This is a genomic window from Novacetimonas hansenii JCM 7643 (genome assembly GCF_000964405.1).
Lineage (GTDB): Bacteria > Pseudomonadota > Alphaproteobacteria > Acetobacterales > Acetobacteraceae > Novacetimonas > Novacetimonas hansenii.
The window spans coordinates 18,113-38,209 of record NZ_BANE01000301.1 but is presented as its reverse complement, the minus strand read 5'-3'; the positions used below and the strand labels follow the sequence as shown (position 1 = coordinate 38,209).

15 protein-coding genes are annotated in these 20,097 nt (G+C 63.7%); 13 read left to right on the top strand and 2 right to left on the bottom strand.

Annotated features, from left to right (window positions below; translation table 11 throughout):
• Window positions 1-204 precede the first annotated feature (204 nt).
• The 10 genes from gltX (at window position 205) to B7G66_RS15565 (ending at window position 14,310) form a co-directional block, all read left to right on the top strand.
• A complete protein-coding gene (gene gltX, locus B7G66_RS15610; protein ID WP_003622326.1) occupies window positions 205-1,608 on the top strand; it encodes a glutamate--tRNA ligase in 1,404 nt (467 codons plus the stop codon).
• Window positions 1,601-2,587: an aspartate carbamoyltransferase catalytic subunit gene (locus B7G66_RS15605; protein WP_003622324.1), complete on the top strand. Its 987-nt coding sequence runs from the start codon at window positions 1,601-1,603 to the stop codon at window positions 2,585-2,587. The genes gltX and B7G66_RS15605 overlap by 8 nt, the downstream gene beginning before the upstream one ends.
• A complete protein-coding gene (locus B7G66_RS15600) occupies window positions 2,584-3,879 on the top strand; it encodes a dihydroorotase (protein ID WP_003622322.1) in 1,296 nt (431 codons plus the stop codon). Before B7G66_RS15605 ends, B7G66_RS15600 begins: the two co-directional genes overlap by 4 nt.
• Window positions 3,876-4,532: a glycerol-3-phosphate 1-O-acyltransferase PlsY gene (gene plsY, locus B7G66_RS15595; RefSeq protein WP_003622321.1), complete on the top strand. Its 657-nt coding sequence runs from the start codon at window positions 3,876-3,878 to the stop codon at window positions 4,530-4,532. The genes B7G66_RS15600 and plsY overlap by 4 nt, the downstream gene beginning before the upstream one ends.
• On the top strand, window positions 4,529-5,656 hold the full coding sequence (gene dprA, locus B7G66_RS15590) for a DNA-processing protein DprA (protein WP_003622319.1): 1,128 nt from the start codon (window positions 4,529-4,531) through the stop codon (window positions 5,654-5,656). Before plsY ends, dprA begins: the two co-directional genes overlap by 4 nt.
• Window positions 5,657-5,699: 43 nt before the next feature.
• Complete coding sequence (gene topA / locus B7G66_RS15585) at window positions 5,700-8,450, top strand: type I DNA topoisomerase (RefSeq protein WP_003622318.1); 2,751 nt, start codon at window positions 5,700-5,702, stop codon at window positions 8,448-8,450.
• Between the two features lie 2 nt (window positions 8,451-8,452).
• A complete protein-coding gene (locus B7G66_RS15580) occupies window positions 8,453-10,759 on the top strand; it encodes a ribonuclease R family protein (protein ID WP_003622316.1) in 2,307 nt (768 codons plus the stop codon).
• On the top strand, window positions 10,756-12,513 hold the full coding sequence (locus B7G66_RS15575) for a S41 family peptidase (RefSeq protein WP_003622313.1): 1,758 nt from the start codon (window positions 10,756-10,758) through the stop codon (window positions 12,511-12,513). The genes B7G66_RS15580 and B7G66_RS15575 overlap by 4 nt, the downstream gene beginning before the upstream one ends.
• Before the next feature lie 65 nt (window positions 12,514-12,578).
• Window positions 12,579-12,923 carry a DUF1491 family protein gene (locus B7G66_RS15570; protein ID WP_003622312.1) on the top strand — a complete coding sequence of 115 codons (345 nt, stop codon included), beginning with the start codon at window positions 12,579-12,581 and terminating at the stop codon, window positions 12,921-12,923.
• Between the two features lie 244 nt (window positions 12,924-13,167).
• On the top strand, window positions 13,168-14,310 hold the full coding sequence (locus B7G66_RS15565) for an OmpA family protein (RefSeq protein ID WP_003622310.1): 1,143 nt from the start codon (window positions 13,168-13,170) through the stop codon (window positions 14,308-14,310).
• A 192-nt stretch (window positions 14,311-14,502) separates the two neighbouring features.
• On the opposite strand, the gene cysK is transcribed toward B7G66_RS15565, so the two are convergent.
• Complete coding sequence (gene cysK / locus B7G66_RS15560) at window positions 14,503-15,492, bottom strand: cysteine synthase A (RefSeq protein WP_003622308.1); 990 nt, start codon at window positions 15,490-15,492, stop codon at window positions 14,503-14,505.
• A 148-nt stretch (window positions 15,493-15,640) separates the two neighbouring features.
• On the opposite strand from cysK, the gene B7G66_RS15555 reads away from it, so the two are divergent.
• Window positions 15,641-16,087 (top strand): RrF2 family transcriptional regulator, encoded by a 447-nt coding sequence (locus tag B7G66_RS15555; RefSeq protein ID WP_040511131.1) that lies wholly within the window; start codon window positions 15,641-15,643, stop codon window positions 16,085-16,087.
• Between the two features lie 199 nt (window positions 16,088-16,286).
• Here the strand turns inward: B7G66_RS15555 and B7G66_RS15550 are convergent, their stop codons facing one another.
• Complete coding sequence (locus B7G66_RS15550) at window positions 16,287-16,685, bottom strand: hypothetical protein (protein ID WP_225578778.1); 399 nt, start codon at window positions 16,683-16,685, stop codon at window positions 16,287-16,289.
• A 383-nt stretch (window positions 16,686-17,068) separates the two neighbouring features.
• On the opposite strand from B7G66_RS15550, the gene B7G66_RS15545 reads away from it, so the two are divergent.
• Together B7G66_RS15545 and parE are read left to right on the top strand one after the other, a co-directional pair.
• Window positions 17,069-17,608, top strand: a complete 540-nt coding sequence (locus B7G66_RS15545) for a hypothetical protein (protein WP_003622301.1) — start codon at window positions 17,069-17,071, stop codon at window positions 17,606-17,608.
• A 157-nt stretch (window positions 17,609-17,765) separates the two neighbouring features.
• Window positions 17,766-19,796, top strand: coding sequence for a DNA topoisomerase IV subunit B (gene parE / locus B7G66_RS15540; RefSeq protein ID WP_003622299.1), 2,031 nt, complete (start codon window positions 17,766-17,768; stop codon window positions 19,794-19,796).
• Window positions 19,797-20,097 lie beyond the last annotated feature (301 nt).

Genomic DNA, 20,097 nt, shown 5'->3' with positions numbered 1-20,097 from the left:
AAGATGCTCGTAAAAACAATAAACCGGAGCATTTTCACCGAACCCGTTTTCGGTGGAAATGCTCTGGCGCAATGAAGGATGATGATTCGGGTATATACCATGACCACCACAGGAAGCATCGGCACCCCCTGACGGCGATATTGGCATGCACCGACACACCTGCCCCCTGTTGGCAGGGGCCAACACATGCTAAGGAGCCGTTTCATGACTGTCCGTACACGCTTCGCCCCCAGCCCCACCGGCCTGCTGCATATCGGCAATGCCCGTGCCGCCCTGTTCAACTTCCTCTATGCCCGCCACCACGGCGGGAAATTCCTCCTTCGCGTGGAGGATACGGACCGCGAACGCTCCACCCAGAAGGCGGTGGATGTGCTGTTCGACGGTCTGGCATGGATGGGAATCCAGTCGGACGAGGAACCGGTGTTCCAGTCCACGCGCCAGGAACGCCACGCGCAGGTCGCGCATGAACTGCTGGAACGCGGGTTGGCCTATCGCTGTTACTGCACGGCCGAAGAGCTCAAGGAAATGCGTGAAACCGCGATGGCGGAGGGACGCCCCCCCCGCTATAACGGCATGTGGCGCGACCGTGACCCCGCCGACGCGCCGAAAGACACCCCCCATACCGTGCGCATCAAGGCCCCGCGTGAGGGGGAGACGGTCCTGCACGACCTTGTGCAGGGCGAAGTGCGCGTCGCCAACGCCGAAATGGATGACATGATCATCCTGCGCGCCGACGGCACCCCCGTCTATCAGCTTGCGGTGGTGGTCGATGACCATGACATGGACATCACACATGTCATCCGTGGCGATGACCACCTGACCAATACCTTCCGCCAGGCAATGATCTATCGCGCGATGGGCTGGGACCTGCCGAAATTCGCGCACCTGCCGCTTATCCACGGCCCCGACGGCGCCAAGCTGTCGAAACGCCACGGCGCGCAGTCGGTGGTGGAGTTCCGGGAGATGGGATATCTGCCCGAAGCCCTGAACAACTACCTCCTGCGCCTTGGCTGGGGGCATGGCGATGCGGAAATCCTGTCGCGGGAGGAACAGATCAGGCTGTTCGACCTCGACGGGGTGGGACGTTCCCCCTCGCGCATGGATTACGCCAAGCTGCTGCATATCAACGGCGTATGGATGCGCCAGGCGGATGATGCACGCCTGACCGATGACGTGATGGACCGCCTGTCGCAGATGGACGGCGTGTCCACGGACGAGGCGATGCGCGCGCGCGTGCTGCGCCTGATGCCCGGCCTGAAGGAACGGGCCAAGACGCTGGTTGAACTCGCGGACAGTGCGGCGTTCCTTGGCCGCTCCATCCCGCTGTCGTTCGATGCCAAGGCGCAGAAGCTGCTGACCCCCGAAAACCGCGCGATGCTTGCACGGCTTGGCGCGGCCCTTGGCGCACTTGCACCGTTCGACGGGCCGGGGATCGACGCAACCCTGCGGCAGTTCGCCGAGGAAAACGAACTCAAGCTCGGCAAGGTGGCGCAACCGCTGCGCGCGGCGGTCACGGGGTCGAGCATGTCGCCCGGCATTGACGACACGCTGCTCGCACTGGGCCGTGACGAAGTCCTTGCCCGCATCAAGGCTGTTGCCGATGAATGAACGCGCGCCCCATCCCCCTGCCCCACCGCGCGCGACGGGGGGGCAGTTCTTTCGCACCTCCCCCCGTCACCTGCTGGGGGTACAGGGCATGCACCCGACACGCATCACCCCGATCCTCGACCTTGCAGACAGCTATACGCTGCTGAACCGTTCGCGAAAGACGCCGCGCGACCTGCTGCGTGGCCGCACGGTCATCAACCTGTTTTTCGAGGACAGCACCCGCACCCGCACGTCCTTTGAACTGGCGGGCAAGCGGCTGGGCGCGGATGTGGTGAACATGTCGGTGGCCAATTCGTCGGTGAACAAGGGCGAAACGCTGCTGGACACGGCCGCGACGCTGAATGCGATGCATACCGACCTGCTGGTGGTGCGCCATTCGCAATCCGGCGCCCCTGCCCTGCTGGCGCAGAAGGTGGAGGCCAGTGTCGTCAACGCGGGCGATGGCACGCATGAACATCCCACGCAGGCCCTTCTCGACGCGCTGACGATCCGTCGCCATTTTGGCGGCCTGCATGGCCTGACGGTCGCGATCTGCGGCGATATCAGCCATAGCCGCGTGGCACGCTCGAACATTCACCTGCTGACGGCCATGGGCTGCACGGTGCGCGTGGTCGGACCGCCAACACTGGTGCCCGGCGCGATCGCCGCACTGGGCGTCAGCATCCATTACACGATGGAAGAGGGCCTGCGCGACGCGGATGTGGTCATGATGCTGCGGGTGCAGCGCGAACGCATGAAGGGTGGCCAGGTGCCCAGCCCGCGTGAATATTTCCGGTATTTCGGGCTTGATAACAAACGTCTGGCCCTGGCACGGCCCGGCGCGCTGGTAATGCATCCCGGCCCGATGAACCGGGGCGTGGAAATCGACAGCCGCGTCGCCGATTCCGAACAGAGCGTGATTCGCGAACAGGTGGAAATGGGGGTGGCGGTGCGCATGGCCGTGCTCGACCTCCTCTCCCGCGGGGAGGACACGCGATGAGCGCGACCGTCTTTGAAAATGTGCGCCTGATTGACCCGGCGAGCGGTCTGGACCGCCCGGGACGCCTGCTGGTGCGCGATGGCCTGATCGCGGGCGTGGACCTGCCACAGGCCGAGGGCACGCCAGAGGGCGCGGCCATCGTACGTGGCGACGGACGCATGGTACTGTGCCCCGGGCTGGTGGACATGCGCGTCACCATCGGGGAACCGGGATTCGAATATCGCGAAACCGTGGCCTCGGCGGCACGCGCGGCGGTCGCGGGCGGGATCACGACCATCGCGGTGCTGCCCAACTGCCTCCCCACCATCGACGACCCGGCGCTGGTGCGTCTGTTGCGCACGCGTGGCGAGGAAACCGGCATGATCGGTATCCTGCCCTATGGTGCGCTGACACGCGGGTGCGCTGGCAGCGAAATGGCGGAAATCGGCCTGCTGAACGAAGCCGGTGCGGTGGCCTTTACCGATGGTATCCGCGCGATTGGCGATACGCGCCTGATGCGGCAGTTGCTGACCTATTCCCGCGCATTCGGCGCGATGGTCGTGCAACACCCGGAGGACCCGTCGCTGGCGCGGGGCGGGTGCGCCACCGATGGCGAACTTGCCACGCGCCTTGGCCTGCCGGGCATCCCCCCCGCGGCAGAGGCAATCCTGATCGCACGTGACCTGCGCCTTGCACGCATGACGGGTGGCCGACTGCATTTCGGCCATGTCTCCACCGCGGAAGGACTGGACCTGATCCGGCAGGCAAAGGCGGACGGGCTGCGTGTTACCTGTGACACAGCGCCCCCTTATTTCGACCTGAACGAAACGGTGATCGGTGATTTCCGTACCTATGCCAAGCTTTCGCCCCCCCTGCGGGCGGAGGCCGACCGACGCGCGGTCTGCGCGGCCCTGGCGGATGGCACGATTGACGCCATCGCATCGGACCACGCGCCATGCGATGCGGACGACAAGCGCCAGCCCTTTGCCGTTGCCGCAGCAGGGGGAACCGGCCTTGCCACATTGCTGTCGGTAACGCTGGCGCAGGTGCATGCGGGCAACCTGACGCTGTCTGATGCGCTGGGGCTGCTGACGCATCGCCCTGCCGCCCTGCTGCGCAGCAAGGCGGGGACGCTGGCGACGGGCGCACCTGCCGACCTGTGCCTGTTCGATGCCGAACGCGCATGGAAGGTGGAGGCCGGGGAACTGCCCGGCAAGGCACAGAACACCCCCTTTGACGGTCGCGCGCTGGAGGGACGGGTGCTGGCGACATGGAAGGCCGGGCGACAGGTCTTTGGCCTGGATGCGTCATGATCTACGGCATTCCATCCTATGACCTCCCGCTCATGGCGGCGGTGGGGTTCCTGTCCTACCTGATCGGCAGCATTCCCTTCGGTCTGGTGCTGACGGCGCTGTCGGGCGGGGGCGACATCCGCAAGATCGGGTCGGGCAATATCGGCGCAACCAATGTCCTGCGCACCGGGAACAAGAAACTGGCGGCGGGGACACTTGCCCTTGACGGGACCAAGGGGGCATTCGCGGTCTTTTGCGCATTCGTGCTGTGCCCGTTCCATACCGAAGCGGCCGAAGCGCTGGCGGCGGCATGCGCCGTGGCGGGCCACTGCTTCCCCGTGTGGCTGAAATTCCGTGGCGGCAAGGGGGTTGCGACGGGCCTGGGCGCGATGATCGCCCTGTCACCTGCCATCGGTCTGTGCTGCTGCGCCATGTGGCTGATCTTCGCACGGGCGACGCGCATCTCCTCCGCCGGGGCGCTGGTGGCATTCGCGACCCTGCCGCTTGTCATGATCTGGCCAGGGCACGTGCCTTTCTCTTCCCCGCTCTATCTGGCGGGCGTGCTGATCGCTGCACTGATCATTGCACGGCACCATACCAACATCACCCGCATCTTTCGCGGGACCGAACCCCGGATCGGGCAGGCCCGCACGACAGGCCGGGACGGCACATGACCACGCCGGACCATGCCCGCGTGGCCGCCTGCCTGCGGCTTGCACGGACACGGGGCATCGGTCCGGTTTCCTACCATCGCCTGATCCGCAAATATGGCGATGCGGGCGCAGCACTCGACATGCTGCTTCGCGGGCCGGAGGCGGGGCACGTACCGCCCTTGGGCGAGATCGCGCGCGAAATGGACCGCACGGCGGCCATTGGCGGACATATCCTCATTCATGGCGACGCGGACTATCCCCCCGCCCTTGCGATGGTGGCCGACGCACCGCCCGTCCTGTCGGTCATGGGGGATGTGACGCTGCTGCGGGGGCGTATCGTCGGCGTGGTGGGCGCACGCAATGCCTCCGCCGGGGGGATGCGCATCGCACAGAGCCTTGCGACCATGCTGGCGGCGGCGGGTGTGACCGTCATGTCGGGCCTGGCACGCGGGATCGACGCCGCCGCGCATCGCGGCGCGTTGCCCGCACGGCGCACGGTGGCGGCCATCGCAGGTGGCCTCGACTGCCCCTATCCCCCGGAACATGGCCGCCTGCACGATGAAATCGCCCAACAGGGCGCACTGATTACCGAGGCCCCGCCCGGCACCATGCCCCAGGCGCGGCATTTCCCGCGTCGCAACCGCCTGATCGCGGGAATCAGCCTTGGCTGCGTGGTGATCGAGGCGGCCATGCGTTCAGGCAGCCTCATCACCGCGCGCATGGCGCTCGACTATGACAGGATCGTGTTCGCGGTGCCCGGCTCGCCGCTCGACCCGCGTTGCAACGGCAGCAATGACCTGTTGCGCCAGGGCGCCATATTGACGGAGAATGAACGCGACATCCTGCGTGAACTGCCATCGGGGCCTGTGCCGCCGCCTCTTTTCACACCTGCGCCGGACCCGGTTCCAAGGGGGGTGGAAATGGCGGAAAACATGCCTTCTTCCCCCCGTATGGATAGGCATGGAGCCCATGCGGCGGTGCTGGAGCTACTGTCTTTTGCACCATCGAGTGTTGACGATCTTGTACGGCGCTGCCAGTTCTCGACGGCAACCGTCCTTACGGTACTGTCGGAAATGGAGATGTCGGGCCTGATCGACATCCTTGCGGGGGATATGGTCGTCCTGTCTTCCGCCCCCCCGGCATGACCACGGACAACCGATGGATTGAAACGCGTGATCCGGAGACACAATGACTGACGTCGTGGTGGTCGAATCGCCAGCCAAGGCGAAAACGATCAATAAGTATCTGGGTGACAACTATACCGTTCTCGCCTCCTTCGGGCATGTACGCGACCTTCCCCCAAAGGATGGCAGCGTACGTCCCGACGAAGGTTTCGCCATGATCTGGGAAGCCGATGAACGCGGCGCCAAGCAGATGGCGGCGATCGCACGCGCGCTGCGCGGGGCGCGGCACCTGTATCTGGCGACTGACCCGGATCGTGAGGGGGAAGCCATCTCGTGGCATGTCCGCTCCATGCTGGAGGAGAAGAACCTCCTCAAGGGCGTGGACGTGCAGCGCGTGACCTTTAACGAAATCACAAAAAGCGCCATCCAGACCGCCATGGCGCATCCGCGCGACCTCGATTTTCCGCTGATCGAGGCCTATCTGGCGCGCCGTGCGCTCGACTACCTCGTCGGTTTCACACTGTCGCCGGTGTTGTGGCGCAAACTGCCGGGTTCACGCAGCGCGGGGCGCGTGCAATCCGTCGCCCTGCGCCTGATCTGTGAGCGCGAGGCCGAGATCGAGGTCTTCCGCCCGCGTGAATACTGGTCCATTGCCGCCCTTTTCTCCACGCCGAAAGGGGCGGCCTTCACCGCGCGGCTGACGCACCTTGATGGCGCGAAGCTTGACCAGTTCGACCTGAATGACGAAGCCTCCGCCATGGCCGCCAAGGCCAGGGTCGAGGCTGGAAGCTTCAGCGTCGGTGCGGTGGAACGGCGCAAGGTCAAACGCAACCCGCCCCCGCCCTTCACCACGTCAACCATGCAGCAGGAAGCATCGCGCAAGCTGGGCATGGGCGCGCAGGTCGCGATGCGTACGGCGCAGCAGCTTTACGAAGGCATAGATATCGGCGGCGAGACGGTCGGCCTTATCACCTATATGCGAACCGATGGCGTGCAGATGGCGGGAGAGGCCATCGGCGCGATCCGTTCGCATATCGGCACGACGTTCGGTGCCGAATACGTGCCCGAAAAAGCCCGCGTTTATGCCACCAAGGCCAAGAACGCACAGGAAGCGCATGAAGCCATCCGCCCCACGGACGTGCGCCGCAGCCCCGCGGACATGGCGCGTTACCTGAACGCAGACCAGAAGCGGCTGTATGACCTGATCTGGAAACGCTCCGTCGCCAGCCAGATGCAGTCGGCGGAACTCGACCAGGTGGCGGTTGACCTGCACGATGCGCACGCACGCTGCACCCTGCGCGCCACGGGGTCGATGATCGCATTCGACGGGTTCCTGCGCCTCTATAGCGAAGGGCGCGACGACAGCGCGACCAAGTCCGAGGACGATTCGGACCAGGACCGCATGCTCCCGGCCATGAGCGAGGGCGACGCCCTCAGGCGTGGGGAGGTCACGGCGGACCAGCACTTCACCCAGCCGCCGCCGCGCTATTCCGAGGCCTCGCTGGTGAAGAAGATGGAGGAAATCGGCATTGGCCGTCCCTCCACCTATGCCTCCATCCTGACGGTGCTGCGCGACCGCAACTATGTCCGTCTGGAAAGCCGCCGCTTCATCCCCGAGGATCGCGGACGACTGGTGACGGCATTCCTGACCTCGTTTTTCGAACGTTATGTCGATACGCAGTTCACGGCCGGGCTGGAGGAACAGCTTGACGACATTTCCGGCGGGCGGGCGAACTGGCGCGATGTGATGTCGGCATTCTGGACCGACTTCTCCCACGCCGTGGACCAGACCAAGGACCTCAAGATCTCCGACGTCATCAGCGCGCTGGATGCGGATCTTGCGCCCTATTTCTTCCCCCCGCGTGACGATGGGGGCGACCCGCGCGTCTGCACCGCATGCGGCACCGGGCGGCTGGGGCTGAAACTGGGACGGTATGGCGCGTTCATCGGCTGTTCCAATTACCCCACATGCCAGTACACCCGCCGCCTTGTGGTGGACCCCAAGGAGGCGGAAGACGCGGATTCGCTGAAGGAAGGGATGCGCGTTCTGGGCAATGCGCCGGACGGTGGCCCCGAAGTTACCGTGCGGCGCGGGCCGTGGGGTCTTTATGTGCAGCTTGGCGAACCTGATCCCGAGGACAAGAAGGCCAAGCCCAAGCGCGCGACCATCCCGCGTGGGATCGAGGGGGACAAGATCACGCTGGAACAGGCGGTTGGTCTTCTGTCGCTGCCGCGTATCGTGGGCATGCACCCCGAAACAGGCGAACCGATCGAGGCAGGATTGGGCCGGTTTGGCCCGTATGTGAAGATGGGCGCCGTGTACGGTTCGCTTGACAAGGATGACGACGTCCTGACGGTGGGGCTGAACCGCGCGGTCGATGCGCTGGCGAAAAAGCTGGCCTCCATCCGCACCATTGGTCCGCACCCCAAGGACGGGGAACCGGTCATGGTGCGCAAGGGCCGCTTTGGCCCCTATGCCCAGCACGGGCAGATCGTCGCCACCCTGCCGCGCGGGCAGGACATGAATGACGTCACCATGGACGAGGCGCTGGCCCTGCTGGCGGAAAAGGGCAAGCCCCTGAAGCCCAAGGGCAAGGCCACAAAGGCGAAGACAGCCCCGCGCAAGGCCCGGACGACCAGGGTAAAGGCGGCGGATGCCGACGCCCCCGCCGATGGGGACGCCCCGGCGAAACCCGCCCGCAAGACCACCGCGAAAAAGGCCACAACCACGAAGAAGGCAGCCCCGAAGAAAGCGGCGACCCCGCGTACCCGCAAGGCCACGACCGCCAAGGCCACACCGGACAAGGCCGACTGACGATGCGTCAGCCGCGCCCGTCCGACACGGCGCCGGACGGGCCAGCCGCCCCCATGACCGACCAGCCGGTGCCTGGCAGCCAGGGACGGAATAGTCAGGGACGGATGCCCGACCGCGAGAGCATGAGGCAGTTCATCGCCGGTGCGACCGGTCGCGTGGGCAAGCGTGAAATCGCACGCGCCTTCGGCCTCGGGCCAGAGCATAAGGCCGCGATCCGTGACATGCTGCGTGATCTGGCACTTGAGGGGACGGTCGTGCCGGCCGGGGCAAAACGCTTCCGTGTGTCCGACCGCCTGCCGGAATCGGCGGTGGTGCAGGTCACGGGCACGGACCCCGATGGCGACCCCATCGCCCGTCCCGTGGCATGGGCACATGAAGGGGCCGCGCCCGTCATTTTCATGCATGCCGAACTTCGTGGCCGTCCCGCGCTGGCGCCGGGACAACGCGTGGTCGCACGGCTGAAGAAGATCGGGCCGGGAAAGTATGAGGGGCGGACACTGCGCCGCCTGGATGATGCGCCGGCACAGGTTGTGGGGCTGTATCGGGCAACGCCGCCCGATGATCCCGACACCGCACGCACGCCCCTGCGGTACCGCGAGGCCGGCCGCCTGATCCCCGCCGACCGCCGCGCCCGCGCGCAATGGAGCATCCCGGCCGGCGAGGCCATGGACACCCCCGATAACGAGATCGTCGTGGCGACCCCCCTGCCACAATCCGGCCCCGGCCTGCATCCGGCCCGCATCATCGAACGGATCGGCCCAGCCGACAGCGCACGCACCATCAGCCTGATGTGTGCCTGCGCCCACGACATCCCCCACACCTTCCCCGCCACATGCACGCACGAAGCCGACGCCGCGCGCGCCGTGCCGGTCACGGGGCGTACCGACCTGCGCGATGTGCCGCTTGTCACCATCGACGGGGCGGATGCACGCGATTTTGATGATGCGATCTATGCCGAGCCTGAGGGTACGGGATTCCGCCTGATCGTCGCGATTGCCGATGTGGCATGGTATGTCCGGCCCGGCAGCGCGCTGGATCAGGAGGCCCGGCGGCGCGGCAATTCCGTCTATTTCCCCGACCGCGTCATTCCCATGTTGCCAGAAGCCCTGTCGAATGGCTGGTGCTCCCTGCGACCGGGGGAGGACCGGGGCTGCCTGTTCGTGGAGCTTCATGTCGATGCCGGGGGCACAACCACGGCGCAGCGCTTTGGCCGGGGCCTAATGCGCAGTGCCGCGCGCCTGACCTATGAACAGGCCCAGGCCGAATCCGAAGGCCATGGCGACAGCATGACAGCAGCCCTGCCCGAAGGGATGGTCGGTTGCCTGTTCGCGGCATGGCGGGTTCTGGCCGCCGCCCGCGCACGACGCGGCACGCTTGACCTCGACCTTGCCGAACGCAGGGTCGTGCTGGATTCCCTGGGCCAGGTGGAGACGATTGGCCCGCGCCTACGCCTCGACAGTCATCGCGTGGTGGAAGAATTCATGATTGCGGCCAATGTCGCCGCCGCGCGGGAACTGGAAAACCGTCATTATCCATGCCTTTATCGCATTCATGCCCCTCCCACGCCCGAAAAGCTCGAATCCCTGCGCGCGGCTCTCGCCACGCTCGACATACGTCTGCCTGCGGCTGGCATGATCGGGGCATCCGACCTTGAGGGCGTGTTGCGTGCCGCGCAGGGACAGCCTTATGCGCCACTGGTCAATGAACTGATCCTGCGCGCGCAGAACCAGGCGGAATACAGTCCCGACCCGGTCGGACATTTCGGCCTGACGCTGACGTCGTATGCCCATTTCACCAGCCCGATCCGCCGCTATGCCGACCTGGTCACGCATCGTGCGCTGATTGATGCAACCGGGCTGGAACGTGGCGGCCCCGACCATGGGCGCACGGCGCTGGGCCAACTGGAGGAGATCGGGAAGGCGGTCACATCCACCGAACGCCGCGCCGCCGCCGCCGAACGCGACGCCATCGAACGCTATGCCGCGTCATGGCTGTCGGGACGGGTGGGCACGGTCATGGCGGGACGGGTCACCGGGCTGTCGCGCTTTGGCGTGTTCGTGACGCTGGATTCCACCGGCACGACGGGCCTGCTGCCGCATGGGGCGCTGCCGGTTGACCAGTGGCACCATGATGAGATCACGCAGACACTTTCAGGACGCCATGGCGGGATCACCTTCCGGCTGGGACAGGAAATCGCGCTGCGTCTGGATGAGGCGTCGCCCCTGACCGGGGCGCTGGTGTTCGCGATGCCTGATACGGTCGCGGGACAGGACATGGCGCCGCCACGCACACGCAGGCGACGCGGATGAAACGCCGTTCGCTGTTGCCCCCCCTCCTGCCGCCCCTATGCGCGATGGTGTCCGTCACGATCCTGCGCACGCCGCCATCATCACCGTCATCGCCCACGCGGGAGGGAATGCCGCGTGGGCTGCGCATGATCCTGCAGGTGCCGCGCGATACGTTCCTGATGATCCTTGTCGTTGCCCGCCTGACGGGTGCGGCCTATGCCGATGACGCTCTGGTTTCCCCCGCGCCTGATCCCCCACCCCACCCCACACCCGTGCAGGCCAGCGACGCCAGCCCGACGCAGGACCATTTCGATCCGACTCTGACCTCTTCCGTGCTGCGCGCCAGCCTGTCCTTCCTGCTGCCCCGCACGCTCGACATCCATACCGTGCGTGATTTTGGCCTGTGGGGCCTGAATGGGCTGAGCGCGATCGACCCGTCGCTGACGGTGGAGGAACAGCATGACATGCTGCACCTGTCGGTGGCGCAGCATACGGTCCTTGCGCTGGCGACTCCCGCTGCGGACGACCTTGCGGGCTGGACCGACGCGATCACCCGGATGATGGAAACCGCGTGGGAACGTTCCGCCGACATGCGCGCCACCGGACAGGATGGCATGTTGCAGGGGTTCTTTGACGAACTGTTCAACCATCTTGACCCCTATTCACGCTATGTCGCGCCGGACGCGGCGGTTTCGGACCGTGGCATCCGCACCGGCGGCACCGCCAGTGCGGGCCTGACGCTGGGTCTGGACCATCACGCCATCATCATCACGGCGGTCAATGCAAACGGCCCGTCATGGCCGACCGCGCTTTCGGCGGGGCAGGTCATCTATGCCGTCAATGGCCGTTCAACACAGGATCGCACGGTGGAGGCGGTTTCAACATGGCTGCAGGGACCACCGGGCAGCCTTGTGCGCCTGCTGGTGGGGGCGCCGGGACGACGCCGCACCACGGTTTCGGTGCGGCGGGAATCCGTCCCCCCGGAAACCGTCTTCGCCTATACCAGCGGTCATCACGTTGTCCTGCACATCACAGCATTTTCCGCCAACACCGCCGAGGAGATGAGCCAGTACCTCGACGAGGCGATGAATATCGCGCATCTGAGTGGCCTTATCCTCGACCTGCGCGGCAATCGCGGCGGCGTGCTGCAACAGGCGGTGACGACATCCGCGCTGATGCTCGATCACGGGGTGGCGGCGATCACGCAGGGGCGCGACCCACAGGCAAACCATGTCTGGGCGGTGCAGGGCGGCGACATGACCAATGGCCTGCCGATCGTCATCCTGGTTGATGGCCGTACCGCCAGTGCGGCCGAAATCCTTGCCGCCGCGCTGGCGGACCAGAAACGCGCGGTGGTCGTTGGCAGTGCAACACTGGGCAAGGGGCTGGTACAGACGATCGGGCAGATGCCCAATGGCGCGGAACTGTTCGTGACGTGGAGTCGCGTCCTCGCCCCGCTGGGCTGGCCGCTACAGGGGCTTGGCGTCATGCCGCAGATCTGCTCCAGCCTCGGTGAAGCCAACCTTGAACGCCAGCTTCAGGACCTTGCCGCAGGCAATGCCGAAAGTGCCACATGGGTGCGTGCCTCGCGCCTTGCGCGTTATCCGCTGGAAGTGTCACGCACGCTTGCGATCCGCAAATCCTGCCCGGCTGCGATCGGGACGGATAATGATCTTGATGCCGCGCATTCACTTCTGGATAACCCGGAGGAATATCGCGCGGCGCTGGCGACCATTCCCGATGATCCTGCCGCGCCGCCTGCCCACGCGGAGTAGGGGCCACAATATATTGTGTTATTCCTGCATGCCTCCCTTTGTATTTATGCAAAACTGGAACAGTCATGATGGATGAGGAACCCCGGCTGAAGACCTCGATATGGGTCAGCGCGGTCCTGCGGCAGGCCAATCTGGCGGGGAATCCCGCCGTTGTGCTTCATCGTGGCGATGCGGATGCCGGTGGCGTGATGGTGGTGTTGCGCGACCGTCACGACGCGATGTCGGTACTGGCCCAGACACGTGCCCCCGATGGACGGCGGGCATGGTTCCGGGCTACAGGAAAGGCGGCCGTGGATCAGGCCGCCGTGGATACGTATGTTGAACGGCAGATGAAACGCGATCCCGATCTGTGGGTTGTGGAATTCGAGACGCCTGATCTGGCGCCACCATTTGAAGCAAGGCTGATATGAAGCGCGTGATCTTGCAAAGGTAAAAAGCGTCATTTGACACGCTGTCATGTGTGACATCTCGCACACAGTTGAAAATGACAGTGGGTCATGCCGCCGAAAGCGGCAGTATGGTCACCGCTTATGGATTGTCAGGGTGCGCATCTTTCCGCAAAAGAATGCACAGACTGACCGCCCAGAGGAACATGGCACGTTCACCCGACCGGGCAACATGTTGGAAATGGCCCGTCGAAGGGAGAAGAAGAGTATGAATCTGCGGTACGGACTGCTTGCAGGGTCTTTATTGGCTGGCTCGGTTACCCTGGGCTCCGTGCTTGTATCGGTTCCGGCATTCGCCCAGCCCGTTCAGGGCCTGTATATGGCGGGCGAAGGCGGTGCCAGCCTGCCGCAGGGACAGGTCGTGCGTCATTCAGACGCACGTGACAAGTACAGCCCAGGCGCGGTCGGAATTGGCAGTATCGGCTATGGTCTGGGCAATGGCTTTCGTGTCGAGCTTGAGGGCCATTTCCGCCATAACAACCTTGAATCCCTCGGCTCGACGGGTGGGAAATACAATGCCCACACAAATGGCCGCCAGGAAGAATCCGGCCTGATGGCCAATGCGCTGTTCGACCTCGACATCGGCAAGAGCTGGCTGTTCCCCTATTTTGGCGCGGGCATCGGCTATGGCTGGCAGAACATGAACGCGCTCATTACCGGCAATTACCAGGGGCAGGCCTATAGCCAGCATGTCGGCGGCACCTATGGCAACTTTGCCTATCAGGGGATATTCGGCCTTGCCTTCCCGATTCCATGGGCGGTTGGGCTGTCGGCGACGGCGGAATACCGGTTCTGGACCATGCTGGGGCCGCAATCGCACCATTCCGTCATTTCCGGCCCTGCTACGGCGGCGCTGAATTCCGATTACGGGTTCCGCAACGGCAACCGCGATACGCGCACGGACTTCAACCACTCCCTGATGCTGGGGCTGCGTTACGAGTTCAATCCCGCCCCGCCGCCACCACCGCCCGTCAGCGCACCCGCCGCGCCCGCACCGGTGGAAAACCGCACCTATCTGATTTTCTTCGACTGGGACAAAAGCACGTTGACCGAGCGTGCGCGCGCCATCGTCGCCGTTGCGGCGCAGGCATCCACCAGCACCCAGACCACCCGGATCGAGGTCAACGGCTATACCGATACCTCCGCCAGCCATCCGGGTCCGCAGGGCGAACATTACAATCAGGAACTTTCCCTGCGGCGCGCCCAGACCATCAAGGCGGAACTGGTACGTGACGGCGTGCCCGGCCCGTCCATCGACATCCATGGCTTTGGAGAGGCCAATCCCCTTGTCCCCACCGGCCCGAACACGCGCGAGGCGCAGAACCGCCGCGTGGAAATCATCCTGCATTGAGGCCTGCCCGGTTACGGCCCGATTTCCACCGACAGGACAACCGGACATGAAAAAAGGCGGCCCCATTACGGGAGCCGCCTTTTTTCATGTCCGTATCTGAAATCATGAAGATCTTTTCAGGAGCGCCCCCCTGAAAAAATCTTCACAGGAAAATTCATGATCCCGGCATGTTATGTTTTTTCAAAGCCCCCTTCAGACCAGGCCATTGAACAGCGAGGTCGAAAGGTAACGCTCTGCAAAAGATGGGGCGATGGTGACGATTGTCTTGCCTTCGTTTTCTGGCAACCGCGCAAGCTGCATGGCCGCATGCAGCGCCGCCCCCGAAGAAATCCCCACCGGGACACCATCAAGGCGCGCACAACGCCGGGCAGCGGCGATCGATTCCCGTTCTGATACCGTCAGGATACCATCAAGGCTGTGAAGATCGAGCGTATGGGGACAAAAGCCGGGCCCAATTCCCTGAATGCCATGCGGGCCGGGTTCATCACCATTCAGGACGGCGCTTTCGACCGGTTCGACGCCAAAGACCTGCAATCCCTTCTTGCGGGATTTCAGCCCATGGGCAATGCCGCTTGCGGTGCCGCCCGTGCCGACGCCGGCTACGACGATATCCACCTCACCGCGCGTATCAACCCAGATTTCCTCTGCCGTGGTGGCCGCGTGGATGGCGGGATTGGCCGGATTGTCGAACTGACGCGGCATCCATGCGCCCGGCGTGTTCTTCAAGATCGCCTCAGCCCGGGCAATCGCACCCGCCATGCCAAGGCGCGCAGGGGTCAGTTCCAGTTGCGCATCCAAAAGACGCAGCATCTTGCGCCGTTCGACCGAGGCCCCTTCGGGCATGGTGACAATCAGGCGATATCCCCGCGCCGCCGCGACAAACGCCAACGAAATGCCGGTATTGCCCGATGTCGGTTCCACCAGGATGGTCTTGCCCGGTGTGATTTCACCACGCCGTTCGGCATCCATCACCATCGCCGCGCCAATCCTGTCCTTGACCGAACCAAGGGGATTGAAAAACTCCAGCTTCATCAGAAGGCGGCTTTTCAATTCGTCCTCCCGCATCAGATGGGGCAGTTCCACCAGCGGCGTCCCGCCGACCGTCTCGGTAATCGACCCGTAAACCCTGCCACGCGGCTGGGCAAAGCCGAATGTCATATCCTGCTCGGTCGAATCATTCATATGTCGGGACTCCTGTTGGTCGGATCATCATACAGATCGTGTTCCCTCACATAATCCACTGTCACGATGAACAGAAGCGTGGATCATCCGGGCAATTGCTGATAAATTCACGACAGGCAACTTTGTTTCACAAACAGGACCGTACGATATGCTTCTTCGGTGTGACAGGACCATGATCGCGATACTGATCATGCTTGACGTGGCATTTCATGCGGGGCGCAATGGAACCGTCAGTGCGGCGGACATTGCCGATCGCGCGAATCTGGCGCGCCGTGGGATCGAACCCCTGCTGCAGACGCTGTCACGCTCCGGACTGTTGGAAAGCATCCGTGGCCCGCGTGGGGGCTATCGCCTTGGCCGTCCGCGCCGCGACATCCTGCTGTCCGATATTCTGGAGGTTGTGACGGCGGACGAATCCACCGATGGCGGCCCGACAGGCCAGCTTTTTGAAAAAGTGATCGAACCGTGCTGGAAAGAGCTGGACGACACGGTCGAAAAACGATGTCGCAAGCTGACGCTCGATGACCTTGTGAAACGGGCTGAACATAGCGGCATGCGCCGCCCCCTGCCCGAACCCATTACATTTTCCATCTGAGGGGCCACCTTACAGGCAGGCCCGACGCGATCGCGCCATTACGATGGCACATGTCCCGTCGCCTTTGTAAATATGGACGACATCAGCGGCTTCTGACGGGTTTCGGACGCGTATCCGAATAATTTTCCCCACGACAGGGGCACGCATCCGCAGCAGGCCGCCACGGATGCATGGGATCATGCAGGGACCATGACCCCGGTTATTTTGCCGCGGTGCCGACACCCGGCGCTTCGACATGGGCCGTGATGTTCAGCGTATCGCGCGGTTCCTTTTCCCCACGGATCAGTTGCACACGGAACGTGTCATTGCCGGCATAGGCAGTGTTCGCCGTATATGTCACATAAGTGTGATCGTTATAGTTGTAGATGAAGGCCTTGCCATGTTCCGGCGCGGGCGACACCCCAAAGGATGCATAGGCATGGCCGTCAGGCTTGCGCACCTCAACCGCGCAATATCCGTCGTCGCTGCGCACCTGCATCGTGGTGGCCTGCGTATCCTTGCCGGTCGATGCCAGCGGGTCCGTATGGCACAGGCCCGACACCTTCATGTAATTGTAGGGGTTGGGGGGGCCGCCGAGATTCACAGCCGGTTTGTTCATACATCCGGCGAGCAGAACGCCCGTCGTCATCATCATTGCAGACAGTCGCAGTCGCACTCGATCAGCTCCGCTCTCTAGTAATCGCATCCATCCGGCATGCCCGTCCGGCCCGAACGCACCCGGCGCGGGACACATGGAGGACAGACTGCCACCGCCCCGCTCTAGAGCAACATGGCCGCAGGTGAAAGACCTATCCTTGATCCACACGAGTCGGTGACTATGACGGCAGGGTATGCACTTTTTTTGTCCGGGGGCATCTCCCCTCCCTTTTGGCCGATATCCGATTAGGGTATAGAGCCTGTCAGCATTTCATTTTTGCCGGTTCATGTGGGGGTCCACGGATCCGGCGACACTCACGCCGCAAGATCTGGAGAACCGTCCTGATGTCTTTGTCCTTTTGGCGCGCCGCGGCCGCTGGCCTCGCTCTTGCCGGCCTTGTCAACTCTGGCCATGCGCTGGCCGCCGGTCCGTGCTCCCCTTCCCCCGCGCACGAGGCATTCGATGTGCAGGGGCTCAAGAGTGAACTGATGGTCACTGCCCTGTCATGTGGCGCACAGGACAAGTACAACAGCTTCGTCACCAAATTCCGCCCCAAGCTGGCGGGCGAGGAAAAGGTCCTGACGGCCTATTTCCGCACCACCTATGGCCGCAGCGCACAGCGCCAGCATGACGATTACATCACGCAGCTTGCAAACGTGCAGTCCGAGCGCGGTCTGAAATCCGGCACCGCCTTCTGCCAGCAGCGCATGTCGATGTTTGACGAGGTGCAGGTCCTCGAAAGTGCTGCCGACCTGTCGAACTATGCACAGGCCAAGGACATCTTGCAGCCCGCGTCCTACCTGACCTGCACGGCGCCCAACCATCCCGCGCCCGCAGCCACGCGCTCCAGCACACGTTCCACACGCCGCACGGTCCGAAGCTGATACGGGCACGCCCGGCAGCCATGGTGTAAACAAGGAAAAAGGCCGGTCCATGTGTCCGGCCTTTTTTGCGTGCATCCCCCCACGCATCGGGCATTATGGCCGCGTGCAGGTGTCTATGTCTTGACATCACACGGTCTGAAAGCACAAAGAACAGTTCATGAACGACGATCTTTTCTCCAAGCCCGCCGCCCAACGCCGGACACAGGCACGCAAATCCCGCGCCCCTGCTGACGCCCCACGGGCCGGGAGCGAAGATTACGACGCCAGTGCGATCGAGGTGCTGGAGGGGCTTGAACCCGTGCGTCGGCGTCCTGGCATGTATATCGGCGGCACGGATGAAACCGCCTATCATCACCTGGCGTCCGAAATCCTTGATAACGCGATGGACGAAGCCGTGGCGGGCCATGCCTCTGTCATCGACGTGTCGCTGGAGGCAGGGAACTGGCTGACGATCCGTGATAACGGGCGTGGCATCCCGGTTGACCCGCACCCCAAGTTCCCGCAGCGTTCAGCGCTGGAGGTCATCCTGACGACGCTGCATGCGGGGGGCAAGTTCTCGGGCAAGGCCTATGCCACATCCGGTGGCCTGCATGGCGTGGGATCGTCGGTGGTCAACGCCCTGTCCGCCCGGATGGAGGTGGAGATCGCGCGCGACCGGACAGTGTGGCAGCAGGTTTATGAACGCGGCATCCCTCTTGCCCCGATCGAAGAGGTCGGCCCGACGCAGAACAGGCGCGGCACGCAGATCCGCTTTGTCCCCGACCCGCAGATTTTCGGAAAGCTCCATTTCTCGCCCCTGCGCCTGTACCGCCTGTGCCGGTCCAAGGCATTCCTGTTCCGGGGCGTCACCATCCGCTGGTCATGCGATCCGGCCCTGATAAAGGGCACGGACGTCCCGGCGGAATCCGTCCTGCATTTTCCCGGGGGCCTGGCCGACAGCCTGCGTGACGAACTGGGCAATACCGCGCTGCTGACCGACATCTGGGCCGGGGATGCGGACCTGCCGACGGCCGTGGATGGCGAAAGCACCGGACGCATGGAATGGGCCATCGCGTTTGTCGAACGCGGGACGACAGGGCTTTCGTCATACTGCAACACCATCCCGACCCCCAATGGCGGCACACATGAAACCGGCTTTCGCACCGCATTGACCAAGGGGCTGCGCAACTGGGGCGAACAGCGATCCAACAAGCGCGCGGCCACGATCAATGCCGATGACATCATGGGCCTTATCTCTGCCAAGCTGTCGGTCTTTATCCGCGACCCGCAATTCCAGGGCCAGACCAAGGAAAAGCTGACCAGCGGGGAAGCAAGCCGCCTGGTGGAAACGGCGCTGCGCGACCGGTTCGACCACTGGCTGGCGGGCAACCCGCCACAGGCGGATAACCTGCTTGCGGTCGTGATCGAACGCGCCGAAGAACGCCTGCGCCGCAAGGAAATGAAGGACACCCCGCGCAAGAGTGCGACACGCCGCCTGCGCCTGCCGGGGAAGCTTACGGACTGCACCCGTGAAAATGCCGCCGAGACGGAAATCTTCCTTGTGGAGGGGGACTCGGCCGGTGGGTCGGCCAAACAGGCCCGTAATCGCGAGACACAGGCCGTCCTGCCCCTGCGTGGCAAGATCCTGAACGTCGCCAGCGCCTCGGCAGAGAAATTGCGCGCGAACCAGGAACTGCGCGACCTTGTGGAGGCACTTGGCTGTGGCATTGGCGAACATTTCGACGCCAGCCGCCTGCGCTATGGCCGTATCATCATCATGACCGACGCCGACGTGGATGGCGCGCATATCGCGTCACTGCTGATGACGTTCTTCTATCGTGAACTGCCGGCGCTGATCCGTGGCGGGCATCTCTACCTTGCACAACCGCCGCTCTATCGCCTGACGCAGGGGGGCAAGACCGTCTATGCGATGAACGATGGTGATCGTGAACGCAGGCTGAAGCGCGAGTTCAAGCCCAATGCAAAGGTCGAGGTCTCACGCTTCAAGGGGCTTGGCGAAATGCCACCATCGGACCTGAAGCAGACAACCATGGACCCGAAGCACAGGACGCTGCTGAAGGTCGTCACCCCGATCGAAGACAGCAACCTGACACGCGAACGGGTCGAACACCTGATGGGACGCAAGCCTGAGCTGCGTTTCCAGTTCATTCAGGAACATGCCCGACAGGTGGAAAACCTCGATATCTGAGGGAACAGCCCACCTTCTATTCCCATGCCAAATGGAAGGCAGTCTGGGGAAACTGTTTGCACGAAAACTGAAAAGGACGCCCCACCGATACTATGGTGGTGGCGTCCTTTTTCTTTCTGGACTGTTTGAAAACGCCCCATTGGGAGGACAGGGCGAAAGTCCTTACGCGCGGCCATCCCCAAAAAAGCAACGCCTCTGGACACTTTCCAAGACCAGATTTTTCAAAAACATTCTTTGTTTTTATTGCGTTACCGACATCTCTTTTCCGGGCCGCTCCCACCTGTGCTCAGGGAAAGGCGGG

Excerpts from the sequence above, each read along its gene's own strand:
- plsY (WP_003622321.1), top strand. The coding sequence starts at position 3,876 with ATGATCTACGGCATTCCATCCTATGACCTCCCGCTCATGGCGGCGGTG.
- B7G66_RS15570 (WP_003622312.1), top strand. The coding sequence starts at position 12,579 with ATGATGGATGAGGAACCCCGGCTGAAGACCTCGATATGGGTCAGCGCG.
- B7G66_RS15545 (WP_003622301.1), top strand. The coding sequence starts at position 17,069 with ATGTCTTTGTCCTTTTGGCGCGCCGCGGCCGCTGGCCTCGCTCTTGCC.
- B7G66_RS15550 (WP_225578778.1), bottom strand. The coding sequence starts at position 16,685 with ATGAACAAACCGGCTGTGAATCTCGGCGGCCCCCCCAACCCCTACAAT.
- B7G66_RS15605 (WP_003622324.1), top strand. The coding sequence starts at position 1,601 with ATGAATGAACGCGCGCCCCATCCCCCTGCCCCACCGCGCGCGACGGGG.
- parE (WP_003622299.1), top strand. The coding sequence starts at position 17,766 with ATGAACGACGATCTTTTCTCCAAGCCCGCCGCCCAACGCCGGACACAG.
- cysK (WP_003622308.1), bottom strand. The coding sequence starts at position 15,492 with ATGAATGATTCGACCGAGCAGGATATGACATTCGGCTTTGCCCAGCCG.
- B7G66_RS15575 (WP_003622313.1), top strand. The coding sequence starts at position 10,756 with ATGAAACGCCGTTCGCTGTTGCCCCCCCTCCTGCCGCCCCTATGCGCG.
- B7G66_RS15555 (WP_040511131.1), top strand. The coding sequence starts at position 15,641 with ATGCTTCTTCGGTGTGACAGGACCATGATCGCGATACTGATCATGCTT.
- B7G66_RS15580 (WP_003622316.1), top strand. The coding sequence starts at position 8,453 with ATGCGTCAGCCGCGCCCGTCCGACACGGCGCCGGACGGGCCAGCCGCC.
- dprA (WP_003622319.1), top strand. The coding sequence starts at position 4,529 with ATGACCACGCCGGACCATGCCCGCGTGGCCGCCTGCCTGCGGCTTGCA.
- gltX (WP_003622326.1), top strand. The coding sequence starts at position 205 with ATGACTGTCCGTACACGCTTCGCCCCCAGCCCCACCGGCCTGCTGCAT.
- topA (WP_003622318.1), top strand. The coding sequence starts at position 5,700 with ATGACTGACGTCGTGGTGGTCGAATCGCCAGCCAAGGCGAAAACGATC.
- B7G66_RS15565 (WP_003622310.1), top strand. The coding sequence starts at position 13,168 with ATGAATCTGCGGTACGGACTGCTTGCAGGGTCTTTATTGGCTGGCTCG.
- B7G66_RS15600 (WP_003622322.1), top strand. The coding sequence starts at position 2,584 with ATGAGCGCGACCGTCTTTGAAAATGTGCGCCTGATTGACCCGGCGAGC.